This window comes from Novosphingobium soli (assembly GCF_042432915.1).
In the GTDB taxonomy this organism is placed as follows: domain Bacteria; phylum Pseudomonadota; class Alphaproteobacteria; order Sphingomonadales; family Sphingomonadaceae; genus Novosphingobium; species Novosphingobium soli.
In genome coordinates this window covers 100,112-120,655 of record NZ_JBHLWK010000022.1, presented here as the reverse complement: position 1 = coordinate 120,655, position 20,544 = coordinate 100,112, and the positions used below count along the sequence as shown (strand labels likewise).

The 20,544-nt window shown below is 65.8% G+C and carries 26 protein-coding genes; 11 read left to right on the top strand and 15 right to left on the bottom strand.

Annotation, left to right across the window (positions count from 1 at the left end):
* Positions 1 to 32: 32 nt before the first annotated feature.
* From arsH to ACFFJC_RS17610, 8 genes are all read right to left on the bottom strand, one after another.
* Positions 33 to 656, bottom strand: coding sequence for an arsenical resistance protein ArsH (arsH, locus tag ACFFJC_RS17645; protein WP_379488703.1), 624 nt, complete (start codon positions 654 to 656; stop codon positions 33 to 35).
* On the bottom strand, positions 653 to 1,087 hold the full coding sequence (locus ACFFJC_RS17640) for a GNAT family N-acetyltransferase (RefSeq protein WP_048937961.1): 435 nt from the start codon (positions 1,085 to 1,087) through the stop codon (positions 653 to 655). Before ACFFJC_RS17640 ends, arsH begins: the two co-directional genes overlap by 4 nt.
* On the bottom strand, positions 1,084 to 2,145 hold the full coding sequence (gene arsB, locus ACFFJC_RS17635) for an ACR3 family arsenite efflux transporter (protein ID WP_048937962.1): 1,062 nt from the start codon (positions 2,143 to 2,145) through the stop codon (positions 1,084 to 1,086). The genes ACFFJC_RS17640 and arsB overlap by 4 nt, the downstream gene beginning before the upstream one ends.
* On the bottom strand, positions 2,142 to 2,573 hold the full coding sequence (gene arsC / locus ACFFJC_RS17630) for an arsenate reductase (glutaredoxin) (RefSeq protein WP_048937963.1): 432 nt from the start codon (positions 2,571 to 2,573) through the stop codon (positions 2,142 to 2,144). The genes arsB and arsC overlap by 4 nt, the downstream gene beginning before the upstream one ends.
* A gap of 8 nt (positions 2,574 to 2,581) precedes the next feature.
* Positions 2,582 to 2,914, bottom strand: a complete 333-nt coding sequence (locus tag ACFFJC_RS17625) for an ArsR/SmtB family transcription factor (RefSeq protein ID WP_048937964.1) — start codon at positions 2,912 to 2,914, stop codon at positions 2,582 to 2,584.
* A 170-nt stretch (positions 2,915 to 3,084) separates the two neighbouring features.
* Positions 3,085 to 6,402, bottom strand: a complete 3,318-nt coding sequence (locus ACFFJC_RS17620) for an error-prone DNA polymerase (protein WP_379488706.1) — start codon at positions 6,400 to 6,402, stop codon at positions 3,085 to 3,087.
* Positions 6,399 to 7,958 (bottom strand): DUF6504 family protein, encoded by a 1,560-nt coding sequence (locus ACFFJC_RS17615; protein WP_175311073.1) that lies wholly within the window; start codon positions 7,956 to 7,958, stop codon positions 6,399 to 6,401. The genes ACFFJC_RS17620 and ACFFJC_RS17615 overlap by 4 nt, the downstream gene beginning before the upstream one ends.
* On the bottom strand, positions 7,879 to 8,610 hold the full coding sequence (locus ACFFJC_RS17610) for an ImuA family protein (protein WP_379488702.1): 732 nt from the start codon (positions 8,608 to 8,610) through the stop codon (positions 7,879 to 7,881). Before ACFFJC_RS17610 ends, ACFFJC_RS17615 begins: the two co-directional genes overlap by 80 nt.
* A 190-nt stretch (positions 8,611 to 8,800) precedes the next feature.
* Between ACFFJC_RS17610 and ACFFJC_RS17605 the strand changes: the two genes are divergently transcribed.
* A complete protein-coding gene (locus ACFFJC_RS17605; protein WP_175311071.1) occupies positions 8,801 to 9,226 on the top strand; it encodes a DUF1810 domain-containing protein in 426 nt (141 codons plus the stop codon).
* Positions 9,227 to 9,378: 152 nt separating this feature from the next.
* On the opposite strand, the gene ACFFJC_RS17600 is transcribed toward ACFFJC_RS17605, so the two are convergent.
* On the bottom strand, positions 9,379 to 9,792 hold the full coding sequence (locus ACFFJC_RS17600) for a thermonuclease family protein (protein ID WP_070158247.1): 414 nt from the start codon (positions 9,790 to 9,792) through the stop codon (positions 9,379 to 9,381).
* 296 nt (positions 9,793 to 10,088) lie between these two features.
* Here ACFFJC_RS17600 and ACFFJC_RS17595 point away from each other — a divergent pair, with 296 nt between their 5' ends.
* Together ACFFJC_RS17595 and ACFFJC_RS17590 are read left to right on the top strand one after the other, a co-directional pair.
* On the top strand, positions 10,089 to 10,253 hold the full coding sequence (locus tag ACFFJC_RS17595) for a hypothetical protein (RefSeq protein ID WP_004212805.1): 165 nt from the start codon (positions 10,089 to 10,091) through the stop codon (positions 10,251 to 10,253).
* Positions 10,237 to 10,821 carry a hypothetical protein gene (locus ACFFJC_RS17590; RefSeq protein ID WP_246358239.1) on the top strand — a complete coding sequence of 195 codons (585 nt, stop codon included), beginning with the start codon at positions 10,237 to 10,239 and terminating at the stop codon, positions 10,819 to 10,821. Before ACFFJC_RS17595 ends, ACFFJC_RS17590 begins: the two co-directional genes overlap by 17 nt.
* 111 nt (positions 10,822 to 10,932) lie before the next feature.
* Here the strand turns inward: ACFFJC_RS17590 and ACFFJC_RS17585 are convergent, their stop codons facing one another.
* Positions 10,933 to 11,337, bottom strand: a complete 405-nt coding sequence (locus ACFFJC_RS17585; RefSeq protein WP_004212798.1) for a hypothetical protein — start codon at positions 11,335 to 11,337, stop codon at positions 10,933 to 10,935.
* Positions 11,338 to 11,537: 200 nt separating this feature from the next.
* On the opposite strand from ACFFJC_RS17585, the gene ACFFJC_RS17580 reads away from it, so the two are divergent.
* The 8 genes from ACFFJC_RS17580 to ACFFJC_RS17545 all read left to right on the top strand — a co-directional run bounded on the left by ACFFJC_RS17580 (position 11,538) and on the right by ACFFJC_RS17545 (position 16,403).
* Entirely contained in the window at positions 11,538 to 11,930 is a 393-nt protein-coding gene (locus ACFFJC_RS17580; protein ID WP_175311070.1) for a DUF3768 domain-containing protein, read from the top strand.
* A 3-nt stretch (positions 11,931 to 11,933) separates the two neighbouring features.
* On the top strand, positions 11,934 to 12,347 hold the full coding sequence (locus ACFFJC_RS17575) for a hypothetical protein (protein ID WP_139139444.1): 414 nt from the start codon (positions 11,934 to 11,936) through the stop codon (positions 12,345 to 12,347).
* A 2-nt stretch (positions 12,348 to 12,349) separates the two neighbouring features.
* Positions 12,350 to 12,526: a hypothetical protein gene (locus ACFFJC_RS17570; RefSeq protein ID WP_171905938.1), complete on the top strand. Its 177-nt coding sequence runs from the start codon at positions 12,350 to 12,352 to the stop codon at positions 12,524 to 12,526.
* A 27-nt stretch (positions 12,527 to 12,553) separates the two neighbouring features.
* The gene (locus ACFFJC_RS17565; RefSeq protein ID WP_070158064.1) at positions 12,554 to 13,318 is read left to right on the top strand and encodes a ParA family protein; all 765 of its coding nucleotides are present in this window, start codon (positions 12,554 to 12,556) and stop codon (positions 13,316 to 13,318) included.
* Positions 13,318 to 14,214 (top strand): ParB/RepB/Spo0J family partition protein, encoded by an 897-nt coding sequence (locus ACFFJC_RS17560; RefSeq protein ID WP_004212789.1) that lies wholly within the window; start codon positions 13,318 to 13,320, stop codon positions 14,212 to 14,214. The genes ACFFJC_RS17565 and ACFFJC_RS17560 overlap by 1 nt, the downstream gene beginning before the upstream one ends.
* Before the next feature lie 62 nt (positions 14,215 to 14,276).
* Positions 14,277 to 14,486 carry a hypothetical protein gene (locus ACFFJC_RS17555; RefSeq protein WP_004212788.1) on the top strand — a complete coding sequence of 70 codons (210 nt, stop codon included), beginning with the start codon at positions 14,277 to 14,279 and terminating at the stop codon, positions 14,484 to 14,486.
* Positions 14,487 to 14,739: 253 nt separating this feature from the next.
* A complete protein-coding gene (locus ACFFJC_RS17550; protein ID WP_379488701.1) occupies positions 14,740 to 15,270 on the top strand; it encodes a CopG family ribbon-helix-helix protein in 531 nt (176 codons plus the stop codon).
* Positions 15,267 to 16,403: a relaxase/mobilization nuclease domain-containing protein gene (locus ACFFJC_RS17545; protein ID WP_379488700.1), complete on the top strand. Its 1,137-nt coding sequence runs from the start codon at positions 15,267 to 15,269 to the stop codon at positions 16,401 to 16,403. The genes ACFFJC_RS17550 and ACFFJC_RS17545 overlap by 4 nt, the downstream gene beginning before the upstream one ends.
* A 21-nt stretch (positions 16,404 to 16,424) precedes the next feature.
* On the opposite strand, the gene ACFFJC_RS17540 is transcribed toward ACFFJC_RS17545, so the two are convergent.
* The 5 genes from ACFFJC_RS17540 to ACFFJC_RS17520 form a co-directional block, all read right to left on the bottom strand.
* On the bottom strand, positions 16,425 to 16,652 hold the full coding sequence (locus tag ACFFJC_RS17540; protein WP_004212785.1) for a hypothetical protein: 228 nt from the start codon (positions 16,650 to 16,652) through the stop codon (positions 16,425 to 16,427).
* A gap of 641 nt (positions 16,653 to 17,293) precedes the next feature.
* Positions 17,294 to 17,938 carry an SOS response-associated peptidase gene (locus ACFFJC_RS17535; RefSeq protein ID WP_004212784.1) on the bottom strand — a complete coding sequence of 215 codons (645 nt, stop codon included), beginning with the start codon at positions 17,936 to 17,938 and terminating at the stop codon, positions 17,294 to 17,296.
* Between the two features lie 48 nt (positions 17,939 to 17,986).
* Positions 17,987 to 18,646 carry an SOS response-associated peptidase family protein gene (locus tag ACFFJC_RS17530; RefSeq protein ID WP_004212783.1) on the bottom strand — a complete coding sequence of 220 codons (660 nt, stop codon included), beginning with the start codon at positions 18,644 to 18,646 and terminating at the stop codon, positions 17,987 to 17,989.
* A 79-nt stretch (positions 18,647 to 18,725) separates the two neighbouring features.
* Positions 18,726 to 19,652 carry a nucleotidyl transferase AbiEii/AbiGii toxin family protein gene (locus tag ACFFJC_RS17525; protein WP_004212782.1) on the bottom strand — a complete coding sequence of 309 codons (927 nt, stop codon included), beginning with the start codon at positions 19,650 to 19,652 and terminating at the stop codon, positions 18,726 to 18,728.
* On the bottom strand, positions 19,649 to 20,509 hold the full coding sequence (locus ACFFJC_RS17520; RefSeq protein WP_379488699.1) for a type IV toxin-antitoxin system AbiEi family antitoxin domain-containing protein: 861 nt from the start codon (positions 20,507 to 20,509) through the stop codon (positions 19,649 to 19,651). The genes ACFFJC_RS17525 and ACFFJC_RS17520 overlap by 4 nt, the downstream gene beginning before the upstream one ends.
* Between the last annotated feature and the right edge of the window lie 35 nt (positions 20,510 to 20,544).

The following is a 20,544-nucleotide window of genomic DNA, read 5'->3' as shown; positions in this document are numbered from 1 at the left end:
TATAGCCTTCCCGGGTCACTTCTCAGTGGCAATCAACACAGTTCCTCCATCACGTCGACGATGCGGTCATAATAGCTCGACGGCTTCATGCGGCCGGCCTCGTCGAATTCCTTGAACGCCATCGCCACGCTTGACTGGTTAGGGATGGTGATCATCCGCATCCAGCGGCCGAGCAGGCGCAGGGTGTTCACCGCGTTGAACGACTGCGAGCCGCCCGACACCTGCATGACCGCGAGGGTGCGGCCCTGGGTCGGCCGCATGCCGCCGAACTCCAGCGGCAGATGGTCGATCTGCGCCTTCATGATGCCGGTGATCTGGCCGTGCCGCTCGGGGCTGCACCAAACCATGCCTTCGGACCAGAGCGCGTGCTGGCGCAGCTCATGGACCGCCGGATGATCGTCACCCTTCACCTGATCTGGGAGCGGCAGGTCGCTCGGATCGAATATCCGCACGTCCGCGCCGAAGAGGATAAGCAGTCGCGCCGCTTCTTCAGCCGCGAGCCGGCTAAACGACCGCTCGCGCAGCGACCCGTACAACAGCAGGATGCGCGGCGGCGGCTGATCGTCGCCCATGCCGGCGGCGGGCCGAGTGATGGCGATGCTACGATCGAGTGCGGGCAGATGGTCGGCGTCGGGCACTTCACGAAGGCGCGTCATCCAAGATCCTTGACGAGATAGGTCGCGCGCGGACCGCACAGCGACGTGAACTGCGCGGTCGCGGCGATGAACGCCGGCGCGGCATCGCGATCGGCATCGGCGTAACCGAGCCTGCGGAAGAACTCCCCGGTGCCGCTGGTCAGAAGATGCAGCCGCTCGACCGCGCCATCGGCAACGCCTTCAAGGCGCTCGACCAGCATCCGGCCATATCCTTTGCCGCGACGGGTCGGCAGGACAACGAGCGAGCGGAGCAGTCGGTCGGGACCGTTGCCCTCCAGACCGATGAACCCGATCAGACCCTCGTCGTCGGACAGGCTGAAGAACATCTGGTCGGGACCGCCGAGATCGTCGGTCGGAAGCTGCGCGGCGCCAAGCGCGAGCCGCAGAATATCATCAGCGTGCCGAGCCTCGGAGAAATAGATCTGGGTCATGCCGTCGCTCTCGCTTCGTACCAGGGCCGCGTCCGCTTCACGATCGAGACGACCGACAGCATCACCGGCACCTCGACCAGCACGCCGACGACGGTCGCCAGCGCCGCGCCCGAGTTGAGCCCGAACAGGCTGATCGCGGCGGCGACCGCCAACTCGAAGAAGTTGGAAGCACCGATCAGCGCGGCTGGCGCCGCCACGCACCATGCCACACCGAGCCGGCGGCTCAGCCAGTAGGCTAGCCCCGCGTTGAAATAGACCTGGATGAGGATCGGCACGGCGATCAGCGCGATGACCAGCGGATGGGCGATGATCGCCTCACCCTGAAACCCGAACAGCAGCACCAGCGTGGTCAGCAGCGCCAGCAGCGAGACCGGCCCGAGCCAGGCCAGCAGCCGGTCCAGTGCTGCCTGTCCGCCTGATCCGACCACCGCACTGCGGACGATCTGCGCGACGATGACCGGTACGACGATGTAGAGCATCACCGAGATCAGCAGCGTGTCCCACGGCACGGTGATCGACGCGACGCCGAGCAGCAGGCCGACCAGCGGCGCGAAGGTGAACACCATGATCACGTCATTCAGCGCGACCTGGCTCAACGTGTAGGTCGGCTCGCCCTCGCAGAGGTTGGACCAGACGAACACCATCGCCGTGCAAGGCGCGGCGGCGAGCAGGATCAGACCGGCAATATAGGAGCTGACCTCGCCCGCCGGCAGCAAGGGCCGAAACAGCCAGCCCAGGAACAGCGTGCCGAGCAGCGCCATCGAGAACGGCTTCACCGCCCAGTTGATGAACAGCGTGACGCCGACGCCCTTCCAATGCTGGCGGACCGAGCCGAGCGCCCGAAGATCGATCTTCAGCAGCATGGGGATGATCATCAGCCAGATGAGCACCGCCACCACGAGGTTGACCCGCGCCACCTCCGCTGTGGCGATCGCGCCGAACAGGCCCGGCAGCGCGTAGCCGAGCGCGATCCCGACCACGATGCACAGCGCTACCCAGACGCTGAGATAGCGCTCGAATGTGCTGATCGCCGGCTTCGCCGGCGCCGCAGTGGTCATGCGCCGATCCTGTTGCCCGCGTCGTCGATGACCTTCTCGCCGTCTTCCTTGGTGAAGGCGCCGCGCTGCCGGGAAGGTAGCAGGTCCAGCACCTCTTCCGACGGACGGCACAGCTTCACGCCGAGTGGCGAGACGACGATCGGCCGGTTGATGAGGATCGGATGCTCGATCATCGCGTCGATGAGCTGGTCATCGCTCAGCGCCGGATCGCCCAAGCCAAGTTCGGCATAGGGCGTGCCCTTCTCGCGCAGCAGCGCGCGGGGCGTGATCCCCATGCGACCGATCAGCGAAACGAGACGCGAGCGGTTGGGCGGGGTCTTCAGATACTCGATGACGTGCGGCTCGATGCCGGCGTTCTGGATCATCGCCAGCGTGTTGCGCGACGTCCCGCACTCGGGGTTGTGATAGATGATGATATCGACGGTCATGGCGGCCTTCAGCAGCAGGGGTTGAGCTCGGCGATCAGCGGCTCGCAAAGCTCCGCCTTCCCACCGCAGCAGTCCTTCACGAGAAACAGGGTCAGCGCCTTCAACTGGTCGAGATCGGCGCGGTAGTTGATGATGCGGCTGCGCCGCTCGGACCGGATCAGCCCGGCGCGGGCCAGCGTCGCGAGATGCACCGACATGGTGTTCTGCGGCACGTCGAGCGCCTTGGCGACCTCGCCAGCGGCCAGGCCGTCAGGCTCGTGGCGGACCAGCAGGCGGAATGCGTCGAGGCGCGTGCCCTGCGCGAGCGCGCCAAGGACCGAGATGGCTGAGTCGTTGTCCATATATCCACGTTATTGGATATATGGATTTAATCAAGGAGCGTCTGACTTTACCAGAAGCCGACCTTGGCCGCTCCGTCACGAAAGGCCGGGTCTGGTCGGCAACCGACGCCGCGTGAGCGGCAATTATCCTCGAAACCCGGCTTTTTTGCCGGACGTTCGGCTACCGGCCATCAGCGGAAGTCTCGCGGCTTGATCTTGATGCCCTCGGTTGGCTGGCCCGGGATGATACCCGATCCTAACCGCAGATCGGGGATATAGATGTCGCGAGGGTCTCGACCGAGCGGCCGCTGCTCGCGGTCGCGCGGGTCGGGTGCCATCGGGTTCCTGACGATATCCGCACGGCTCACCCGGTAGATATCGGCGACGTCGGTGCGGCGTCCGACGCTCGCCAGCATGCCCGACAGATCATCGAGCCGCTGCGCAATGACATGGATCACCTCGCCTTCGCGCTGGACCTGACCGCGCACCCCCATCATCGACGCGCCCAGGACAGTGCGGCGGTTCTTCTCGAAGGCATTGGTCCATACGACGAGATTGGCGACATCCGTCTCATCCTCGAGCGTGATGAACATCACGCCCTTGGCGCTGCCGGGCTTCTGGCGGACCAGCACCAGCCCGGCCAGTTCGATCCAGCGCCCGTCGCGCGTGGTGCGCAACTGCTCGCAGGTGATCATCCGGCGCGCCTTGAGCTCGTCGCGCAGGAACGCAACCGGATGCGCGCGCAGCGACAGACCTGAGGCGCGATAATCCTCGACCACCTCCGCGCCTTCACCCATCTCGGCCAGGATGACGCTGGGCTCAATCGCTTCCTCGCGCAGCTTGCCGGCCCGCTCGTCCGCTGCTGCGAACAGCGGCAGCGCCGCGTTCCCGAGGCCCTTCACCGCCCAGAGGCCCGATCGCCGGTCGGCGCCGAGCGATCCGAACCCGTCGGCATCGCCAATCCGGTCCAGCGCGCCGCGCCCGACACCGGCACGGTGCTGGATTTCCTCGATGCTGGTATAGGGCCTGCCGCCCCGCGCGGTGATGATCGCCGCTGCATCCGCATTGGCCAGATCGCGCGCCATGCGCAGGCCGAGCCGCACCGCCTTGTAGCGACCGCGGCCCTCTTCCAGCGTGCAATCCCAGCGACTGGCATTGACGTCGATCGGCCGGATCTCGACGCCATGTTCGCGCGCGTCGCGCACGATCTGCGCCGGGGCATAGAAACCCATGGGCTGCGCATTGAGGAGGCTCGCGCAGAAGGCGTCGGGATGATGGCATTTCATCCAGGACGAGGCATAGGCGATCAGCGCAAAGCTGGCGGCATGACTTTCGGGAAAGCCATAGGAGCCGAACCCCTCAATCTGCTTGAAAGTTTTCTCGGCGAACTCCTGATCATAGCCCCGGCCGACCATGCCGCTGATCAGCTTGTCGCGGAAATGGCTGACGCCGCCAGTCAGTTTGAACGTCGCCATCGCACGGCGCAGCAGGTCCGCCTCGCTGGCGGTGAAGCCGGCGCATTCGATCGCCACGCGCATTGCCTGTTCCTGGAACAACGGCACCCCGAGCGTCTTTTCCAGCACCCGCCGCAACTCTTCGGTCGGATAGGTCACCTCCTCCTCGCCGTTGCGACGCCGGCGATAGGGATGGACCATGTCGCCCTGAATCGGGCCGGGCCGCACGATCGCGACCTGGATGACGAGATCATAGAAGGTCCTGGGCGCCATCAGCGGGATCGAGGCCATCTGCGCGCGGGACTCGATCTGAAAGACGCCCAATGTGTCGGCCCTGCGGATCATCGCATAGGTCGCGGGATCCTCGGCCGGAATGGTCGCGAGGTCATGCCGCAGCCCCTTGTCGTTCTCGAGAAACTCGAACGCGCGGCGCATGCAGCTCAACATGCCGAGCGCGAGCACATCGACCTTCATGAAGCCGAGGAGATCGATATCGTCTTTATCCCACTCTATCACCTGGCGATCGTCCATCGCCGCCGGTTCGATCGGCACCAGTTCGTCGAGCCGGTCGCGGGTCAGCACGAAACCACCGGGATGCTGGGACAGATGACGCGGGGTGTTGATCAGCTGGCGGGCGAGGTCGAGCGTCAGCGCGAGGCGCGTGTCGCTCATATCGAGGTTGAGCTCCTGCGCGTGCTTCTCCTCCACCCCTTCGCGGCTATAGCCCCAGATCGCCCCGGCCAGGCCCGCCGTCACATCCTCGGACAGGCCGAGCGCCTTGCCGACTTCGCGCACCGCGCCGCGCGCCCGGAAGCGCGTGACGACGGCGGTGAGCGCTGACCGGGTGCGGCCATAGGTCTCGTAGATCCACTGGATCACCTCCTCGCGCCGCTCATGTTCGAAATCGACATCGATATCGGGCGGCTCGCGCCGCTCGGCCGATACGAAGCGTTCGAACAGCAATTCCGAGCGCACCGGATCGATCGAGGTGATGCCGAGCACGTAGCAGACCGCGCTGTTCGCCGCCGACCCGCGCCCCTGGCACAGGATCTCGCGGCGCCGCGCTTCGGCCACGATCGCATGGACGGTCAGGAAATAGGGGGCGTAATCGAGCTGCCCGATCAGCTGGAGCTCATGCTCGAGCTGCCTGCGCACCTTGCCATCGACGCCTTGCGGATAGCGCGTCGGCGCCTTCTCCCAGGTAAGGCGCTCCAGTTCTTCCTGCGGGGTGCGGCCGGGCACCTGGATCTCGTCGGGATATTGATATTTGAGCTCATCGAGACTGAACGCGCAGCGCCTGGCGAATTCGACGCTGCGCGCGACCGGGCTGCTATCCTTCAAATAGCGCCGGAAGAGCCGCGTCATCTCCGCGCCGGTCTTCAGATACCGGTCGGCAAAACGCTCGCGCGCGTTGCCCAGCGTGTCGATGGTGCATTTCTCGCGGATGCAGGTGACGACATCCTGCAGCAGGCGGCGCTCGGGCAAATGATAGAGAATGTCGTTGGTCGCGATCGTCGGCACGCCTGCGGCGGCCGCGATCCGCGACAGATCGCGCAGCCGGATCGCGTCCCTGGGCCGCCGCCGGACTGACAGCGCCATATAGGTGCGTTCGCCAAACAGCCGCTTCGTGCGCGCCAGCGCGGCCTGCGTCGTCGCATCGGCCCTGTCGGGGACGAGCATCGCCAGCAATCCCTCGTTCCAATCCGCCACATCCGACCAGTCGAGATGGCAGGCGCCTTTGCCCGCGCGCGTCTTGCCGATGCTGAGCAGGCGGCACAGGCGACCATAGGCCGCCTTGTCGGTGGGATAGACGAGGAGGGCGGTGCCATCGGTCAGATCGAGGCGGCAGCCGACGATTGCACGGACGCCGGTCTGCCGCTCCGCGTCCCATGCGCGCACGATCCCGGCGACCGAATGACGATCGACGACGCCGAGCGCCGGCATCTCCATCGCCGCCGCCGTCGCGAACAGATCCTCGGGGCTCGAGGCGCCGCGCAGGAAACTGAAATGCGTCGTCACCTGGAGTTCGACATAGTCCGGCTCGCCCGTGCTCATGCGAAGGCGCCGTGGATGAACCAGCGCATGGGGCCGGTCGCGGCGCTCTCGCCGTCGCCGGCGCGGAACAGCCAGTAGCGCCCGCCACTCAGCGTCTCGACCTGATAATAATCGCGCACGCTGAGCGGTTGTCGGCCCTCGATGCCGCCATCGCGCCACCATTCGCCATGCAGCCGCTCCGGGCCGTCACCCTGCGTCACCCGGTATCGTCTGCCGCGCCAGATGAACATGCGCGGCGCATCGTCGGGCAGCAGCGCAATCACCTCGATCGGCTCGGGCCTGGCCAGCAGGCGCGCGGGGCGGGGCAGATCATCGTCCCACCCTGCGCCGCGTGCTTCGCCCAGCGCCGGCGCGCCGGTCGCCGAGCGTTCGGGCATGCCGCTGGGGCAAGGCGCCATCCGGTGCAGGTTTCCGGGTCCGAAGCGGTTGGCGAGCGTATCGACCAGCGCCGCGAGATCGGGTCCGCGCCGGCCCAGATGCTCAAGGCTCTCGCCCTGTCGCGGCGCGGCCGCCTCCATCAGCGAGACCAGCAGTGTCATCGCCTCGATGCCGAGACCCGGTTCTACCGTCTCGATCTTCGCGCACAGCAATTTGGCGAGATGCTCCGCATCCCGGCTCGGCGTCGCCGTCCCGATGCGGATGACTTGGGCTTGGCCATCGACACGGTGAAAATAGCAGTCGAGACGCCTGCCGCCGCGCCCCGCACGGGCGAGCTGCTCGACAATATCGGCGACGAGATCGCCGATCACCTGGGCGAAGGCCTCCGGTGTGGCGATCGGCTCCATGAAACCACGCCGCGCGCGCGGCATCTGTTCCGGAAAGATCGGCTCTATGGGTTCTGCGACCTGCCCGATCGCCTGGTCGAGACGGCGATGCAGGCTGCGCCCGAACCGCTTGGCAAGCGGCGCGCGCGCAGCGCCGAGCAATTGCTCGACCCGTTCGAAGCCGAGCTTGCGCAAGCCCTCGACGATTTCGGCTTCGAGCCGCAGCGCCGGGATTGGGAGCAGCTCCATTGCCCGGCGATGCTGCCCCGGCTCGATGACAACGGGCCTGCCGTCACGGACATGCCGCGCGACTGCGTGCGCGCAGCCCGCCGTGTCGGCGGCTGCAATATGCGCCGTCACGCCGAAGGCCGCGATCCGGCGATGCAGATCCTTGAGCAGCGCGGTCTCGCTGCCGAACAGCGACGCGCAGCCGGTGATGTCGAGCCACAGCCCGTCGGGTGCGTCGGGCGCGACGATCGGCGAATAACGCTGCCCGGCCCACAGGGCGAGGCGGCGCAGGCCGTCCATGTCAGCGTCTGGCTGGGCATCAATGACCGCGAGGTCGGGCGCGAGCATCCGCGCCTTGGTGACGGTCATGCCAGGCGTAACGCCGAGCGCCCGCGCGGCAGCGTCCACCGCCGCGACGATCCGGCGGCCATGGTCGGGAATTGCGGTGACGAGCGGTCCGTCGGGCGCGGTGATGCTACGCCCTTCAGGCGGCGATTTGGCTGTCGCCCGTCGCAGCCGGTCGGTCGACCAGTGCGGCAGGTAGACCGATACGACCCGTCGCATCGCAGCCCTCCACAATCCAAGCGTGCGGATTACCGCCGCGTACGCGCTCCAGCGCCACCTGCCAGCGCGGACGGCCAAGGCTCGGGATGCCGAGATCCTCGCTCGGGCTCGCGGTCACCCGCCAGCGCGTGACCGCCGCCGTGCCCTCGGCTGCTTGGCCGACCTTTGCGGCGCGCCGGAAGATGAAGGCCGGCACGCCCGACCCCTCGGCCGCCAGTTGCAGCCGCTTGTACGCGGTGGTGCTGTATTTGCCAATCTCGCCCACGACGCCGCCGATCCCGGCATGGCGCAGGCATTCCTCCATCGCGAGCAGGACATTGGTGTCGCTGCCCGCCTCGATATAGATCACCCGGTCGGGATGCAGTCCGGCGAGGTGGAGCGCGGGCGCAAACAGGTCGCGCCATCGCAGGCACCACAGGACAGGCCCCTCCATCCGCGCGAGAATGCCGGCCAGGAACACCGTGGCGCTTGCATCGTCGGCAAGGTCGGGGCTGCCCGCGACCTCATGGAGCGCGCCGCCGGCAATGCCGCCGCCCGGCAGCCGCGCGTCGATCGCCTCGATCCCGAAGGGCGTGGTTGCGTGGCGCACACCACTGCCCTCGATCTGCGCAATATGCGCCCGCAGCTGATCAAGGACGGTGGCTTCACGCATGGCATTCAAGAGACTCAGGAATTGTTATGTTCTCTGTTTGTTCGTTCTGCTGCGGTCCAGAGTCAAGCATCGGGTCCGTTCCGAATGTGGACAGGACGGCCCAAGTGGCGGGGGAGCGGGCATTTCCTTTTCGAGAAAAAATTTGCATCCGGGCGGCGCACGCCTGCGCGCAGGCTATGACAGCCCCATCATGACCGCTCCCTTCGACCTCGACCGATTCGTCGCCGCCCAGGCGCAGATCTTTGACACGGCCTTTGGCGAGATCCGCCGCGGCGCCAAGCGCAGCCATTGGATGTGGTTCATCTTTCCGCAGATCGCTGGCCTCGGGTCGAGCGAAATGGCGCGGCGCTATGCGATCGGGTCGCTCGACGAGGCGCGCGCCTATCTCGCGCATCCGGTGCTGGGCGCCCGGCTGCGCGACTGTGTGGCGGCACTGCAGGATCTGACCGGCACCAGCGCGGAGGCGGTGTTCGGTGGGATCGATGCCCTCAAGCTGCGCTCGTCCCTCACCCTGTTCGCGCAGGCCGGGGGCGGGGGTCTGTTCATCGCCGCGATCGATCGCTGGTTCAATGGCGAGGCCGATCCGGCGACGCTTGCGCGCCTTGGCCCTCGCTGAGGCAAGGAACCGCTCGCGCGTCGATCGGTTCTGAAAGACGAGGCCGCCTGTTTCCCCCCGCGCATGCGGCCCCTGATACGGACCCGCCGATTCCCCCTTCCGGCGGGTCCATTTCCTCCTCTTTCTGGACCTGAGCATAGGCGCCGTGACGCCTATCGCGCGCGGCACCAGTCGGGCTTGGGCTGGCGGCGCAGCCAGGGCCGTGCTGCGCCGATGCTGATCAGTCTTGCGGCCAGATCGCGCCCGTCGAGCGTGACGCGCGCGACAGTGCGATTATAGCTGCGCCCGATCCGCTCGAAGCGGATCGTCTTGCCATCGAGCAGGGCTTTCGCCTGGCGGGTCGCCGCCTTGCCGCGCGCGAGCTCGGCAGCGCATTTGGCCTGGTCGGCGCGGCTCTCAGGCGCATCGATATCGGCGATCCGGATCCGCTCGCCACTCATCAGGCGAAAGGTGTCGCCGTCGGTCACAGAGCTGATTTTGCCGGTCGCGGCGGGGAGCGCTGCCGCGCTCGACAGGGAGCAAACGAACAACAGGGCGGCGAGGGCGTGTCGGTAGGAGAGGGTCATCGGCCCCGCTCTAGCCGTCCTGACCATCACGAACAAAGGGGCAACCGGCGCGGCGTGCAAACTGGGCGGCGGGGTCGGTGGCGGGACGTCTCATGCCGGCCGACGGAATCCCCCCGCTCTTTGAGGCGCAATCCTTGGTCGCTCCCGCGGACCTATTCGATCAACCCGTAAAGGGTCCGTACGCTCACGCTACGGCCTTTTGCCGTGCCGCCAAAAGGTGATCGCGGCCACGGGAGCGACGCTTCGGGCGCCAGTCGAGCGGGGATGAACCCGCCGGCACCACAAGGAGCCTCGATATGTTCACCGATCTTGGGACCGCCCGCAAAAGCGCACTCACTCTCTCGAAGACCCTGATGGCCGCCACGATGGTCATCGCAATCGGAACGCAGTTCGCCGTCATCACCGCCGACGACTTCGATGGCGACGTCGCCGTGCTCAACGAATATGATCCCTTCGCCTGACAATCAGGCGGGGGCTGCCGCCCCCGCCGCCTTTCGAGATCCGTTGCCATTGGAAGACCTGCCGAGCCAGACCAGCGCCCATTATCTGCACTCGACCCTGCGCGAGCGCATTGTCGAGCATGTCTTTGTAGGCGAGGCGCTGCGGCGTCTGTGGCAGCGCGGGATTACCGGGGTGGAGGTGCTGCGCTCGGAGTTCGATGCCGGCGGCTATGATCTGGTGATGAGCTACAAGGCGATCACCCGGCATATTCAGTTCAAGACGGTGACCTTGGGCGGGCGCGCGCCGCGCGTGACCGCAAACCTCAAGCTCATGGAGAAGCCGAGCGGCTGCATCATCTGGATCGTGGTTTCACCCAACCTCGATCTCCTGTCCTATCTCTGGTTCGGCAATGCGCCTGATGTGCCGTTGCCCGATATTCGCGGCTTTCCGGTCGCACGCCATGCCAAGGGAACGGCGCAGGGCAAGAAGAACGAAAGACCGATGCACCGGGTGATCGCCAAGGGACAATTCGAGAAGGTCGCGACGCTCGATCTGATCCTGACCAGATTGTTCGGTCCGCTGGATTAAGGGAGGTCGGGGCACCGGCTGCGCCGGACCGGGCTCTAGGCTGACGCCCCGAGCCCCGTGCCGGGTCTCGGCCCTGCCGGGTAACGATCCCTTGCTGGAAAGGCGATTGCTCTAGCGGGCGGTCGGCCCAAGCAGCGTCTCGGCCGTGACCGGCGCGACGCCATTGGCGAGGCCCTCGGCGAGGCCGGGATCGCCCAGCAATGTTCGCCATGGACCGCCATAGCCGGGCGAGGCCAGATAGAAGGCCGCACCGTCACAGGCGACCATGCGGCAGCGCTCCTGTACGTCGATGAGCGAACCGCTGCTGCCATGGCGCGCGACCATGTCGTCCAGGTCGACACGCATCAGCGCCCCGCACCGCCGGCATTGGCTGCGCACCAGGACTTTGTGCCGCTGCATCGCGCCGATGCTGCGCAGCGCGACAGGCCAGAGGATGTGAAGAGCAGCGGTCATCGGGCAATGATAGTCCGCGTCACCGTCCGGTCCAGCATTCTGATGCCCGTCCAGCGAAATCACCTGTTCCTGTGTGCCGCCCAAAGCTCGGGTGTCATCACCATGTCCGGGTCTCGCCGAGGCGCTGTCCCGCGCAAGCCCGTGGCCGGGCTTCTCCACTGCCGTTGCGACCCTACAGGTGCGCGAGCCCGCTTTGCCCCGGCGCGCCGGCCAGTGTTGAAAGACCCCGATCGGCGGGGTTTCGAACGCACAGGACAGATCGCATGCCCGAGCATCAGAGCCATACCTCTTCGCAGCCCGATCGCACTGCAACCATCGCCCAGCTCAATGACGCGCTGCGCCACTCGCTCACCCGGCCAGGCCATAACCGCGTGGTCATGACCATCGGCGTTCAGAGCCTGATCGGCGACGTCAGCCTGTTCCGCAACTTTCAGGCCCGGGCGCAATTGCTGCGCACCATCCGCGACTATGACAGCTTCGGTCCCGACGTGGATCCGCATGGCGAGCGCGATTTCGGCCGGTTCACCTTCCGCGACGCGGTGCTCTACTGGAAGATCGACTATTATGACCGCGCGCTGGAGTTCGGCTCGCCCGATCCGACCGACGAGAATGTCACCACGCGCGTGCTGACCATTCTTCTCGCGCAAGAGTATTGAGCCATGCTGGCCTCGCGCGGCGGGGCCAGCCCTCCTCATGAAGGCGGTGCCGGGCAAAGTCTGCTCGAGCAGACTTTGGTGCGCGCTGCGCCGGTCGTGCCGGGGAGACGCCTCATCGCGGGCGTATTGAATTCAATACGGTGGGCGCAGATCATCGGGGCAGCGCGAGAGGAGAGAGAGCATATGGTGACGGAGGGGCAGGGGAGCGAGGAACGGCGCTCGGCCTTTCTGCAGCTGCGGGTGACCCCGCAGATGCACGCCGCGATCGCAAGGCTCGCGCTCGACCACGATAATATCACCATCCGCGCGCTCGTCATGAACGCGCTGAAGCAAACCTATGGTCTTGATGTCCCCGATGCGGAACTTCGCGACCAACGCGGCCGGCAGCCCCGGCCCGCGGCTGCTACAGGAGACTGATCATGGCGGAGTATTTTTCCCAGCATCCCGATCACGCGATCCTCTTCGGTTTCGCGTGCTTCGCCTTCACCGTCTATCTGTTTCGCGATGTCGGCCCCCGGTTCGGCAAAGGCGGTGGGGACTGGTCGGCGCGCGACCATTATGAGCGCAACCTTCGCAACGGTGGCGACGATTTCTGAGCGCGGCGCCTGGCAGGGAAACATGATGTGAAGACCATCGTCATCAGCCTGCTCAAGGGCGGCGTCGGCAAGACCTTCTTTGCGACCCATCTCGCCTGGTATCTGGCCGAGCAGGCGGGGCGGCGGGTCGCGTTCATCGATCTCGATCCGCAGGGGTCGTCGACCCGCCGGCTCGCGAAGGAACGGACCGGCTGGTTTTCCGCCGACCTGTTCGATCCCGACGCAAAACTGGTGCTGGACGACGCGGCCGGCATCACCGTGTTCGCGGCCGATCCGCGTCTCCAGATGGTCAAGGCTGCGCAGGACGTGCACGACTTCATCGTTCGCTTCCGCGAGCTGCCTCACCACTTCGATTATTGTGTGATCGACACCGGACCCAAATGGGACGAGCTCACCTTGAGCGCGATGGCGGTCGCGGACGAAGTCATCGCGCCGGTTCAGGTCGCCGAGGATTCGCTGGAATGCGCCAAGATGCTGCTGACTGCGCTCAAGAAGGCCGAGGGCGCGCGCGGCGGGCGCAAGGTCAATTTCCTCGGGCTGCTGCCCTCGATGGTCAATGCCTTCGACAAGCGGGACATGGACAATGCGGTCAAGCTCACCCAGGCGGTCGGCCCGGCGCTCATGTTCCCCGCCTTCGTGAAGGCGCGCCCGACCTACAAGCATTCGGCCGAGAACCATCATGCGGTCTGGCATGAAACGGGGAGCGGCGCCAAGGCGGCTTCGGACGAGATCCGCTCGATCCTCGCCGAAGTAGAACGGCGCGTCGATGCGCGGGCGAAGGAGAGCGCCTGATGGGCAAATTCGATCAGCGCGCCGAAGAGTTCGGAATGCTCGTGGGCGCGCATGAGAGCGCACGGCGCGTCGAGGACTTGCCGCTCGACTGGGTGATGCCCGACCCCGGCAATCCGCGCACGCACTTCGACGAAGTGGAACTCGCCGAGCTTGCAGCGTCGATCGAGGTGCGCGGCGTGCTGCAGCCGATCATCGTTCGCCCCAGGAATGCGGACGGCAAACATGTCATCCGCATGGGCGAACGGCGCTACCGCGCATCGCTCGCGGCGGGCAAGACGACCATTCCGGCGATCGTCAGCGAAGCGGGGGAGGGCGGTGACGTCCTCGCCGATCAGATCGTCGAGAATGATCAGCGCGCCAGCCTCTCGTCGCGTGAACTCGCGCTTGGCGTCGAGCGCATGCTGGCGCAGGGCAAGACCCAGGCCGAGATCGCCAAGGCGCTCGGCCGGTCCAAGCAGTTCGTCTCGCTCTACGCAGCCTATGGCGAGATGGAGCCTTATCTGCGCGAGGCGATCGACAAGGCCCCCATCCGCGTCCTCTACGATCTCCACCGCGCCGCCCGCAAGCATCCGGTCGAGGTGCGCGGGTTCGTCGCAGGACTGGGCGAGCGTGGCGTCACGCTTGCCGAAGGTAGCCGGTTCATTGCCTCGCTCAAGGGTGCGGTCGATGCCGGTTCCGCGCCTGCGCCCACCGCGCCGGCAGCCGTGCCCGCCGCACCATCGCCAGCCAAGCCGACGGGCCGGGCAGGGCACGCGCGTCCGATCGTGGCGCCCAGCCCCGTCAAGGTGATGGTCGGCGCCCGATCCGCCCGGCTCATATTGCCCGAGCGCGTTCGGGTGGTGTTCGATGACGGCGATGAGGGTGAGGTCGCCTCGCGCGATCTGTCGTTCGAATGAGCGCTGGACTGGAGTAGGCTGTTTCTCAACCTGCGATGAGTCGCTTCGCGCAAGGAGGCATGATGACCGGCGAACTGGACGATATCTGCGCACAGGTGGATTGCCCGAAATGTGGAGCCGAACTGAGTGTTCCGTACCGGCAGATGCGCTTGCAGAAAGCCGCTGCCTGTTCCTGCGGCGCGATGATCCGGCTCGAGGATGATACGCCGATCGCGGCCATCCAGCGCTTGATCGACGAGGCCAACCCGCCGCACCCGGACAATGATGGGTAGCGCTGGCCCCGGCCAACAGCACCACTCACTCCGCGTCAGTAAGCTTGAATTTTCAGATCGAATGATGGCGGCATCCCTCCTTCAGGGATGCCGCCATTTTCTTTTCAACGATCATTTCGGGCTTGCTTGCGCAGCCGGTGAGGCGCTTCTTCCAGAGAGGCTGCGAGTCTGCTTGAGCAGACTATGGAAGGGGTCAATTAAGGTGAGGGCCGGATAGGCTTGTCGCCGGGGATGTTTAACAATAGGATGGCGCATGGCTTTTTTCGGCCTCCGCCTGCCCGATGATCTCGCGGCGCGCTTCGATGCGATGGCAGCCTCCCGCGGCGGCCGCTCGGCACTGCTGCGTGGGCTGGTCGACGAGGCGCTGCGCACGAACGCGGACGATGTCGTGGTGCCGGCGCCTCGCGAGCGCACGACGGGCCGGGTCGAGGTTCGCCTGACCCCGAGCGACCTGGCCTTGCTCGATGCGGCGGCGGAGGCGCGTGGCCTCAAGCGCACCGAATGGATCGTTGCCCTTTTGCGCCGGCGTCTCTTCGGCAAGGCACCGCCACCGCGTCCCGATCGCGCGGCGATCGCGCAGTCCTGGCGCGAGCTCAACCGCATCGGCATCAACCTCAATCAGGCGGTCCACGCTCTGCACGCCGCGACGATGGTCGATTCCGGCCTCGACCTCGCACGGGAGGCCGCTCGCGTTGCGTCCTTCAGGGATGACGTCGCCGAGAAGCTTGCGGCGCTGGGCCAGGCGCTCAAGGGCGACGCGAGCTACTGGGATACGCCGGCATGAGCGGCGGTGACGAAGACATCCTGCCGCTACCGAGCCTGATGGAGGCCTGGCGACCGCCGAGCGGGGGTAAGCGCACGCTGAAAGGGGCAACGCTGCGGATCCGGGGCAGCCGGGGCGGGGCGGCAAGCGATGGCTCGGCGATGCTCACGCCCGCGCAGGCGCGCGCCAAGCTCGAGCGTATCGTGCGCAAGGCACCCGAGGTCATGGTCAAGATCTCGGGCAAGCAGCGGGGGCCTGCGCATCTCGCCGAGCATTTCGGCTATATCTCGCGGCACGGCAAACTTGAGGTGCGCAGCAGCGAAGGCGAGATCATCACGGACGAGAAGCGGCTCAAGGCAATCGCGGGTGACTGGGCGATGCTCGACGATGCGATGAACCCGACCGGGCGCGATCGGCCGACATCCATGTCGATGGTGCTGTCGATGCCGGGTGGCACGACCGATGCGGCCACCATCCATGACGCGGTCCAGGCTTTTGCCCGCGTCGAGTTCGAGGGGCAGTTCGCCTATATGGTCGCGCTCCACACCGATACCGACCATCCACATGTGCATCTGACCGTCGCCACCCAGGGCGAGGACGGCACCCGGTTCAATCCGCGCAAGGCCGACCTGCATCATTGGCGTGAAAGCTTTGCGCATGAGCTGCGCGAACGCGGCGTGGCTGCCGAAGCCACGCCGCGCCGGGCGCGCGGCCATGTCCAGAAACGCAGCCGCTCGTCGGCCCGGCATCTCGACGCGCGGACCGACGGCCTTGGCGCAGGAGAGGGCAAGGGCCTCGACATTCACCGCCTGACCGAAGAGCGCGCTGAAACCTTCGCGAACGCGGCCGAGCCCGAGCGCCGGCCCGAGGATGTCGCAGCGCTCGGCCGTCAGAAGTTCATTCGTGCGACCTACCGTGAGGCTGCCGCAGCGCTCGCGGCAACCGGCAAGGAGGAGGATCTGGCACTGGCGCAGGATGTGACCAGCTTCGTGGCCGCCATGCCGCCGGCCGTGTCCCGGCGCCTTGCCCGTGCGCGTGAGATCATGATGGCGCAGCGCGCAGCCGGGCAGGGGGAGCGCACGCCAGAGATGGGATCCAAGGCTGCGGACAAGCCAGACCGGGAGCCGCACAAGCCGCGTGACCGGGAACGCTGAGCGATCGGTTGCGCCGCGCCGCTAGTTGGGCGGGGCGCTGCGGGCCGCGAGGGTACGTAGCATCGACACCCATTGGTCCAGGATTTCGGCCTGATCGGGATCGGTCTCGCGCGTGACGCGCGCATAGACGCTCAGAGCGCCTGCAAATTCCTCCAGGGATGCGACGCCAGCGCGCGCCAGTAGAGCGCCGATGATCCCGAGGGTCCCGCCGATCGCGCTGACGACCGGATCCTTGTCTTCAGGCTCCATCAAAAAGCTGGAGAGACGGACAGACGTCCACCAAAGCTCAGGTCGTTGATCACGCTCCAGTTCCCTTTGTCGAGCGCCCGCGCCACCCCGAAGCCATCTTCTCCGGACAGCCGGCGGCACGCCCTGAATTATGAGGCGTGCCGGCGTTGGAACCGGGTGTTCGAAACCTGAAACGAGACAGGCGCGGCCGCCTTTGGGCCGGGTGGCCTTGGACATACGCGTCCGCCACCCGGTCTCCATAGCTGGGACCGGCTCTCGCTTTTGAAGGTTTCGACGCCTCCACCCATGTCTCCACGGGCAAGGTCAATTAGGCCAGATCGGGTCGAATTTGCAATCACGAAGGCGACTTAGGACGTCGCCAATTCGAATTTTCAACAGGGGAAAGGGAACGCGATACGCTGCTGGGCGCGCGCATCCTTGCTACTCTCGCGCCATGAAACGCCTTCACTCTCGATGGCGGGCTCGACGCGACACCCGCGCTATCTCCACCCTTCGCGAGATCGAGCAGTCGATCGGGGCGCTTGGCGACGAAGATCTTCTCGATCTCGAGGACATATTTGGGACCAGCGACACAGCGCCGCTCGGACGCATGGCGAGGTCGGAAATGGCGCGCAGGGGTCTTCGCGCCTGACTGGCGCTGGCTAGTTCGTCTCCGCCGATTTTGCCGCGCGGCGCGACCACAGCTCGGTGGTCCTGTCCATCTCGATCAACTTGTCCGGGAACACCCGATCCCGGAACGCTTCAACATCGGCGAGCGAGCCGTGCAGCCATCGATCATATTCGTCCTCCTGTAGCAGGACGGGCATTCGGTTGTGGACCGGTGCGATCGCTGCGTTCGCATCGGTCATCAGTCCCGAATAGACTGCACCCCATTCATCGCTGTGCCGCCACATCCCCGCCCAAGCGAAGATCGGGGCATCCTTCACGCGAAACCAGGTCCGGGTCATCGATCCCTTCTCGCCTTCTGCCTCGGCAAATCCCGTCAGCGGAATGAGGCAACGCCACTGAGGCTTGGGCGCGATCCCCCGCCACATGAAGTTGGTGAGATCAGCGATATTGTTGACCGGCTTCGGCTTGATCGGGACACCGGTCTTCTTGCTCTTCATAGGTCGGGGAAAGCCCCAGACCATCGATTCAAGTACCCTCTCGCCATCGGCCTCGCGCACCACCATTCCCGGATATCCCGGCAGGGTCTCCTCGGGCGTGTTGAACGACGCCGGTGCGGCAACACCGAAATGGGCGGCGACCTCGGCAGCGCTTTTGCGCACGGTATAGAGATTACACATGGCTACCCTCGGCGAGGCGACTGTACGGGTTCTTGCTCACTGCCACGCTCAGAGCAATGCCATTTGCGGGCGCAGCGCAACCGGCAGATCGCCGCTGCGCCAGAGATCGTCACTATCGAGTACCTGCATCCGCTCGGCCGCGATGGGCGGGCGAAACTGGAAGCCGATGACATCCTGAATGCTGCCGCCCAGCCAGCGCGCATAATCCTGTGACTCCAGCAGCACGGGCATGCGATCATTATACGGCATGACCGCGCTGTTCGCGTCCATCGTCATGCCGGCATAGACCGGCCCATAGTCCGGCACGTTGCGACAGAAGCCCGCCCAGGCAAGAAGGGGCCGGTCGACGATCGAAAACCAGCTGCGCGTCTTGGCTCTCGCATCGCCGTGCGGATTGGCGAAATGGGTGAGCGGAATGAGGCAGCGATATTGCGGGTGGACGACCATGCTGTCCCACAGCGGATTGGTCAGGTCGGCGACGAGACCGATCCGGCCTGGCGGCTCGTCCCGTTCGCGCATCTCACGGGTGAGCCGCGGAAAGCCCCAGTCCATTTCGCGCAGGATCCGACGGCCGCCCTTTTCGAAGATGACCAGGCCTGGCAGTGCCTCGACAGTCTCCGAAGGGACGACAAGATCAGCCTTCGCCTCGGCATTGAAATGCGCGGCGATGTCGGCAGCTGTACTGATGACTGTGTAGAGCCGTGACATGGCTCACCTCTCGCATCTCACAAAACGAATCGATGCGAGAGCTTATCACGGAACATAGATGGAACAAAACGGGCGAGGCTTACGCCGTCTCCTCGCCGATGCAGTCGCCAAGAGCGCGGAGCTGGCCAGCGAATTTGTCCGGGTTCTCGCGCTGTAGACGCTCGAGATTGATCGCCTTCCACCGCAGCGCAGGCAGTTCGGCAATCTCCGGATCGAGCCCGACCGCCGACCAATCGGGCGCGAGTTCGTGAAACGACATGAGGAAGCGCCTGTTGGCGGGCTGTCGCGCCCGTTCGCCAAGTTCGCTGATCAGGCGCTCGCGCGCGTCGAGCAGCGCCTCGAGCGGCAGGTCCGTGACGGTCATGCCGAGAAACTCCGCACCATATTGATCGCGGATGTCGAGCCGGTGCGGACATAGCAACTCATGGGCAGGGCGCGGATGACTGACGAGGTAGATGAGGAACGCCTTGAAGAGGTCATCGCTGATCCCTTCATTGGCGAAGAGAAAATGAATGTCGAACAGATCGCGCGGGTGCTGGCGGTCGAGCGCGGCCGCGATCTTGCCCGCATAGAGATCTGCCTCGGACACCAGCTGCATCTCGGCAAAACCGAAACGGTCTTCGACCGCGCGGCTGACCGATCGCACGGCAGGCGAAAATACCGTTCCGCGCAAGACCGGCGAGACCTCGATCTTGATCGTCACACCGTCGGCTTGGACGACAAGACGCTTGCCGTCGGGAAGCAGGCGACGCTCGACCGCCATGCGGCCACCCCGTTCGAGACGGCCCGCGACCCGTTCGAGCCCGTCTCTCACGGCCTGCAATGAGCTCTCGCGATCGGCAACCGGCAGGTAGACAAGGTCGATGTCGACCGACAGGCGTGGGAGATCCCGCACGAACAGGTTGATCGCCGTTCCGCCCTTGAGCGCGAAGATCTCCTCCTGCGCGATTTCCGGGATGGCGCGGACCAGCAGGCGTACCTGGTCCGCATAGATCTGCGCCGTCATTGGTCTTCACTTTCGGTTTTGGGGCCGAAGGCTTCGGGCACCGTGATCTGATACCGTGTGTCCAGTCGGCCACCGGGTACGAGCTGGCGTTTGCCCCGGCCCAGATCGACGACGTCGCGATCGATCCGCTTCGCCCAGCCATGCGCGTGACGATCGGCGAAGAACAGGAACAGTCGCTTGGCCCTGATACTCGTGCAGCTTTTCAGCAGGTCCGTCACCAGCCGGGGACGAAGGGTCGTGAGGTTCTCGAAGATCTTGTCGGCATGGTCGAAGGTAAGGCTCGCAGGCACATCGTCCATCAGCTCGATCGTCGCACGCTCGGCGCTGGCGACGCGGAGGAAATGATCCCAGGCTTCGCTGGCCTGTGGCGAGGCCGCCACATCGCCGAGCCGCGTAGTGCCGAGATCGAGGCGGTGCCAGTCGATGCCGAGGTCCGACGCCTCGAACAGCGTGCGTCGGTGCATCACGAGCTGGGCGTTGGTGGACAAGGTCGCGAGCCAGGAAGGGGCTGCATGGTCCGGGTCGTAGAGATGGACCGTCCGTTCCCCGCCGAGCCGGGCGAAATGCCCGAGACCGTGGAGCTCGAGAGCGGTTATGCCGCCCACATAGAGTTCGCCGGCTGCGGTCCGCTGCGCCGACATCACGGCCATGTCCCATCGCAGCGATGCTGCGGCACCTTGTGTCGTCGTGCGCCGATAGACCCGGGGCGCGACGCGCTCGAGCCACCCGCGCCGAACATAATCATGGACCGATGTGCGGGCGACGCCCTGCGCCTGCAACCACGCCGAATCCACGAGCAGACCCGGCGGCAACGCCGTGAGAAGCTGGTTCAGAGTCTGGCGCTTTTGTCCGTCCATACCGGACAAATTGCCGTATTTCTGAACCGCTGACA

Bases quoted from the DNA above. Each gene is read 5' to 3' on its own strand.
- ACFFJC_RS17605 (WP_175311071.1), top strand. From the start codon at position 8,801: ATGACCGCTCCCTTCGACCTCGACCGATTCGTCGCCGCCCAGGCGCAG.
- ACFFJC_RS17590 (WP_246358239.1), top strand. From the start codon at position 10,237: ATGATCCCTTCGCCTGACAATCAGGCGGGGGCTGCCGCCCCCGCCGCC.
- ACFFJC_RS17595 (WP_004212805.1), top strand. From the start codon at position 10,089: ATGTTCACCGATCTTGGGACCGCCCGCAAAAGCGCACTCACTCTCTCG.
- ACFFJC_RS17620 (WP_379488706.1), bottom strand. From the start codon at position 6,402: ATGAGCACGGGCGAGCCGGACTATGTCGAACTCCAGGTGACGACGCAT.
- ACFFJC_RS17610 (WP_379488702.1), bottom strand. From the start codon at position 8,610: ATGCGTGAAGCCACCGTCCTTGATCAGCTGCGGGCGCATATTGCGCAG.
- ACFFJC_RS17535 (WP_004212784.1), bottom strand. From the start codon at position 17,938: ATGTGTAATCTCTATACCGTGCGCAAAAGCGCTGCCGAGGTCGCCGCC.
- ACFFJC_RS17525 (WP_004212782.1), bottom strand. From the start codon at position 19,652: ATGACGGCGCAGATCTATGCGGACCAGGTACGCCTGCTGGTCCGCGCC.
- ACFFJC_RS17545 (WP_379488700.1), top strand. From the start codon at position 15,267: ATGAGCGGCGGTGACGAAGACATCCTGCCGCTACCGAGCCTGATGGAG.
- arsB (WP_048937962.1), bottom strand. From the start codon at position 2,145: ATGACCACTGCGGCGCCGGCGAAGCCGGCGATCAGCACATTCGAGCGC.
- ACFFJC_RS17520 (WP_379488699.1), bottom strand. From the start codon at position 20,509: ATGGACGGACAAAAGCGCCAGACTCTGAACCAGCTTCTCACGGCGTTG.
- ACFFJC_RS17570 (WP_171905938.1), top strand. From the start codon at position 12,350: ATGGCGGAGTATTTTTCCCAGCATCCCGATCACGCGATCCTCTTCGGT.
- ACFFJC_RS17600 (WP_070158247.1), bottom strand. From the start codon at position 9,792: ATGACCCTCTCCTACCGACACGCCCTCGCCGCCCTGTTGTTCGTTTGC.
- ACFFJC_RS17540 (WP_004212785.1), bottom strand. From the start codon at position 16,652: ATGGAGCCTGAAGACAAGGATCCGGTCGTCAGCGCGATCGGCGGGACC.
- arsC (WP_048937963.1), bottom strand. From the start codon at position 2,573: ATGACCGTCGATATCATCATCTATCACAACCCCGAGTGCGGGACGTCG.
- ACFFJC_RS17640 (WP_048937961.1), bottom strand. From the start codon at position 1,087: ATGACCCAGATCTATTTCTCCGAGGCTCGGCACGCTGATGATATTCTG.
- ACFFJC_RS17575 (WP_139139444.1), top strand. From the start codon at position 11,934: ATGCTGGCCTCGCGCGGCGGGGCCAGCCCTCCTCATGAAGGCGGTGCC.
- ACFFJC_RS17550 (WP_379488701.1), top strand. From the start codon at position 14,740: ATGGCTTTTTTCGGCCTCCGCCTGCCCGATGATCTCGCGGCGCGCTTC.
- ACFFJC_RS17530 (WP_004212783.1), bottom strand. From the start codon at position 18,646: ATGTCACGGCTCTACACAGTCATCAGTACAGCTGCCGACATCGCCGCG.
- ACFFJC_RS17625 (WP_048937964.1), bottom strand. From the start codon at position 2,914: ATGGACAACGACTCAGCCATCTCGGTCCTTGGCGCGCTCGCGCAGGGC.
- ACFFJC_RS17560 (WP_004212789.1), top strand. From the start codon at position 13,318: ATGGGCAAATTCGATCAGCGCGCCGAAGAGTTCGGAATGCTCGTGGGC.
- arsH (WP_379488703.1), bottom strand. From the start codon at position 656: ATGACGCGCCTTCGTGAAGTGCCCGACGCCGACCATCTGCCCGCACTC.
- ACFFJC_RS17555 (WP_004212788.1), top strand. From the start codon at position 14,277: ATGACCGGCGAACTGGACGATATCTGCGCACAGGTGGATTGCCCGAAA.
- ACFFJC_RS17580 (WP_175311070.1), top strand. From the start codon at position 11,538: ATGCCCGAGCATCAGAGCCATACCTCTTCGCAGCCCGATCGCACTGCA.
- ACFFJC_RS17615 (WP_175311073.1), bottom strand. From the start codon at position 7,958: ATGCGACGGGTCGTATCGGTCTACCTGCCGCACTGGTCGACCGACCGG.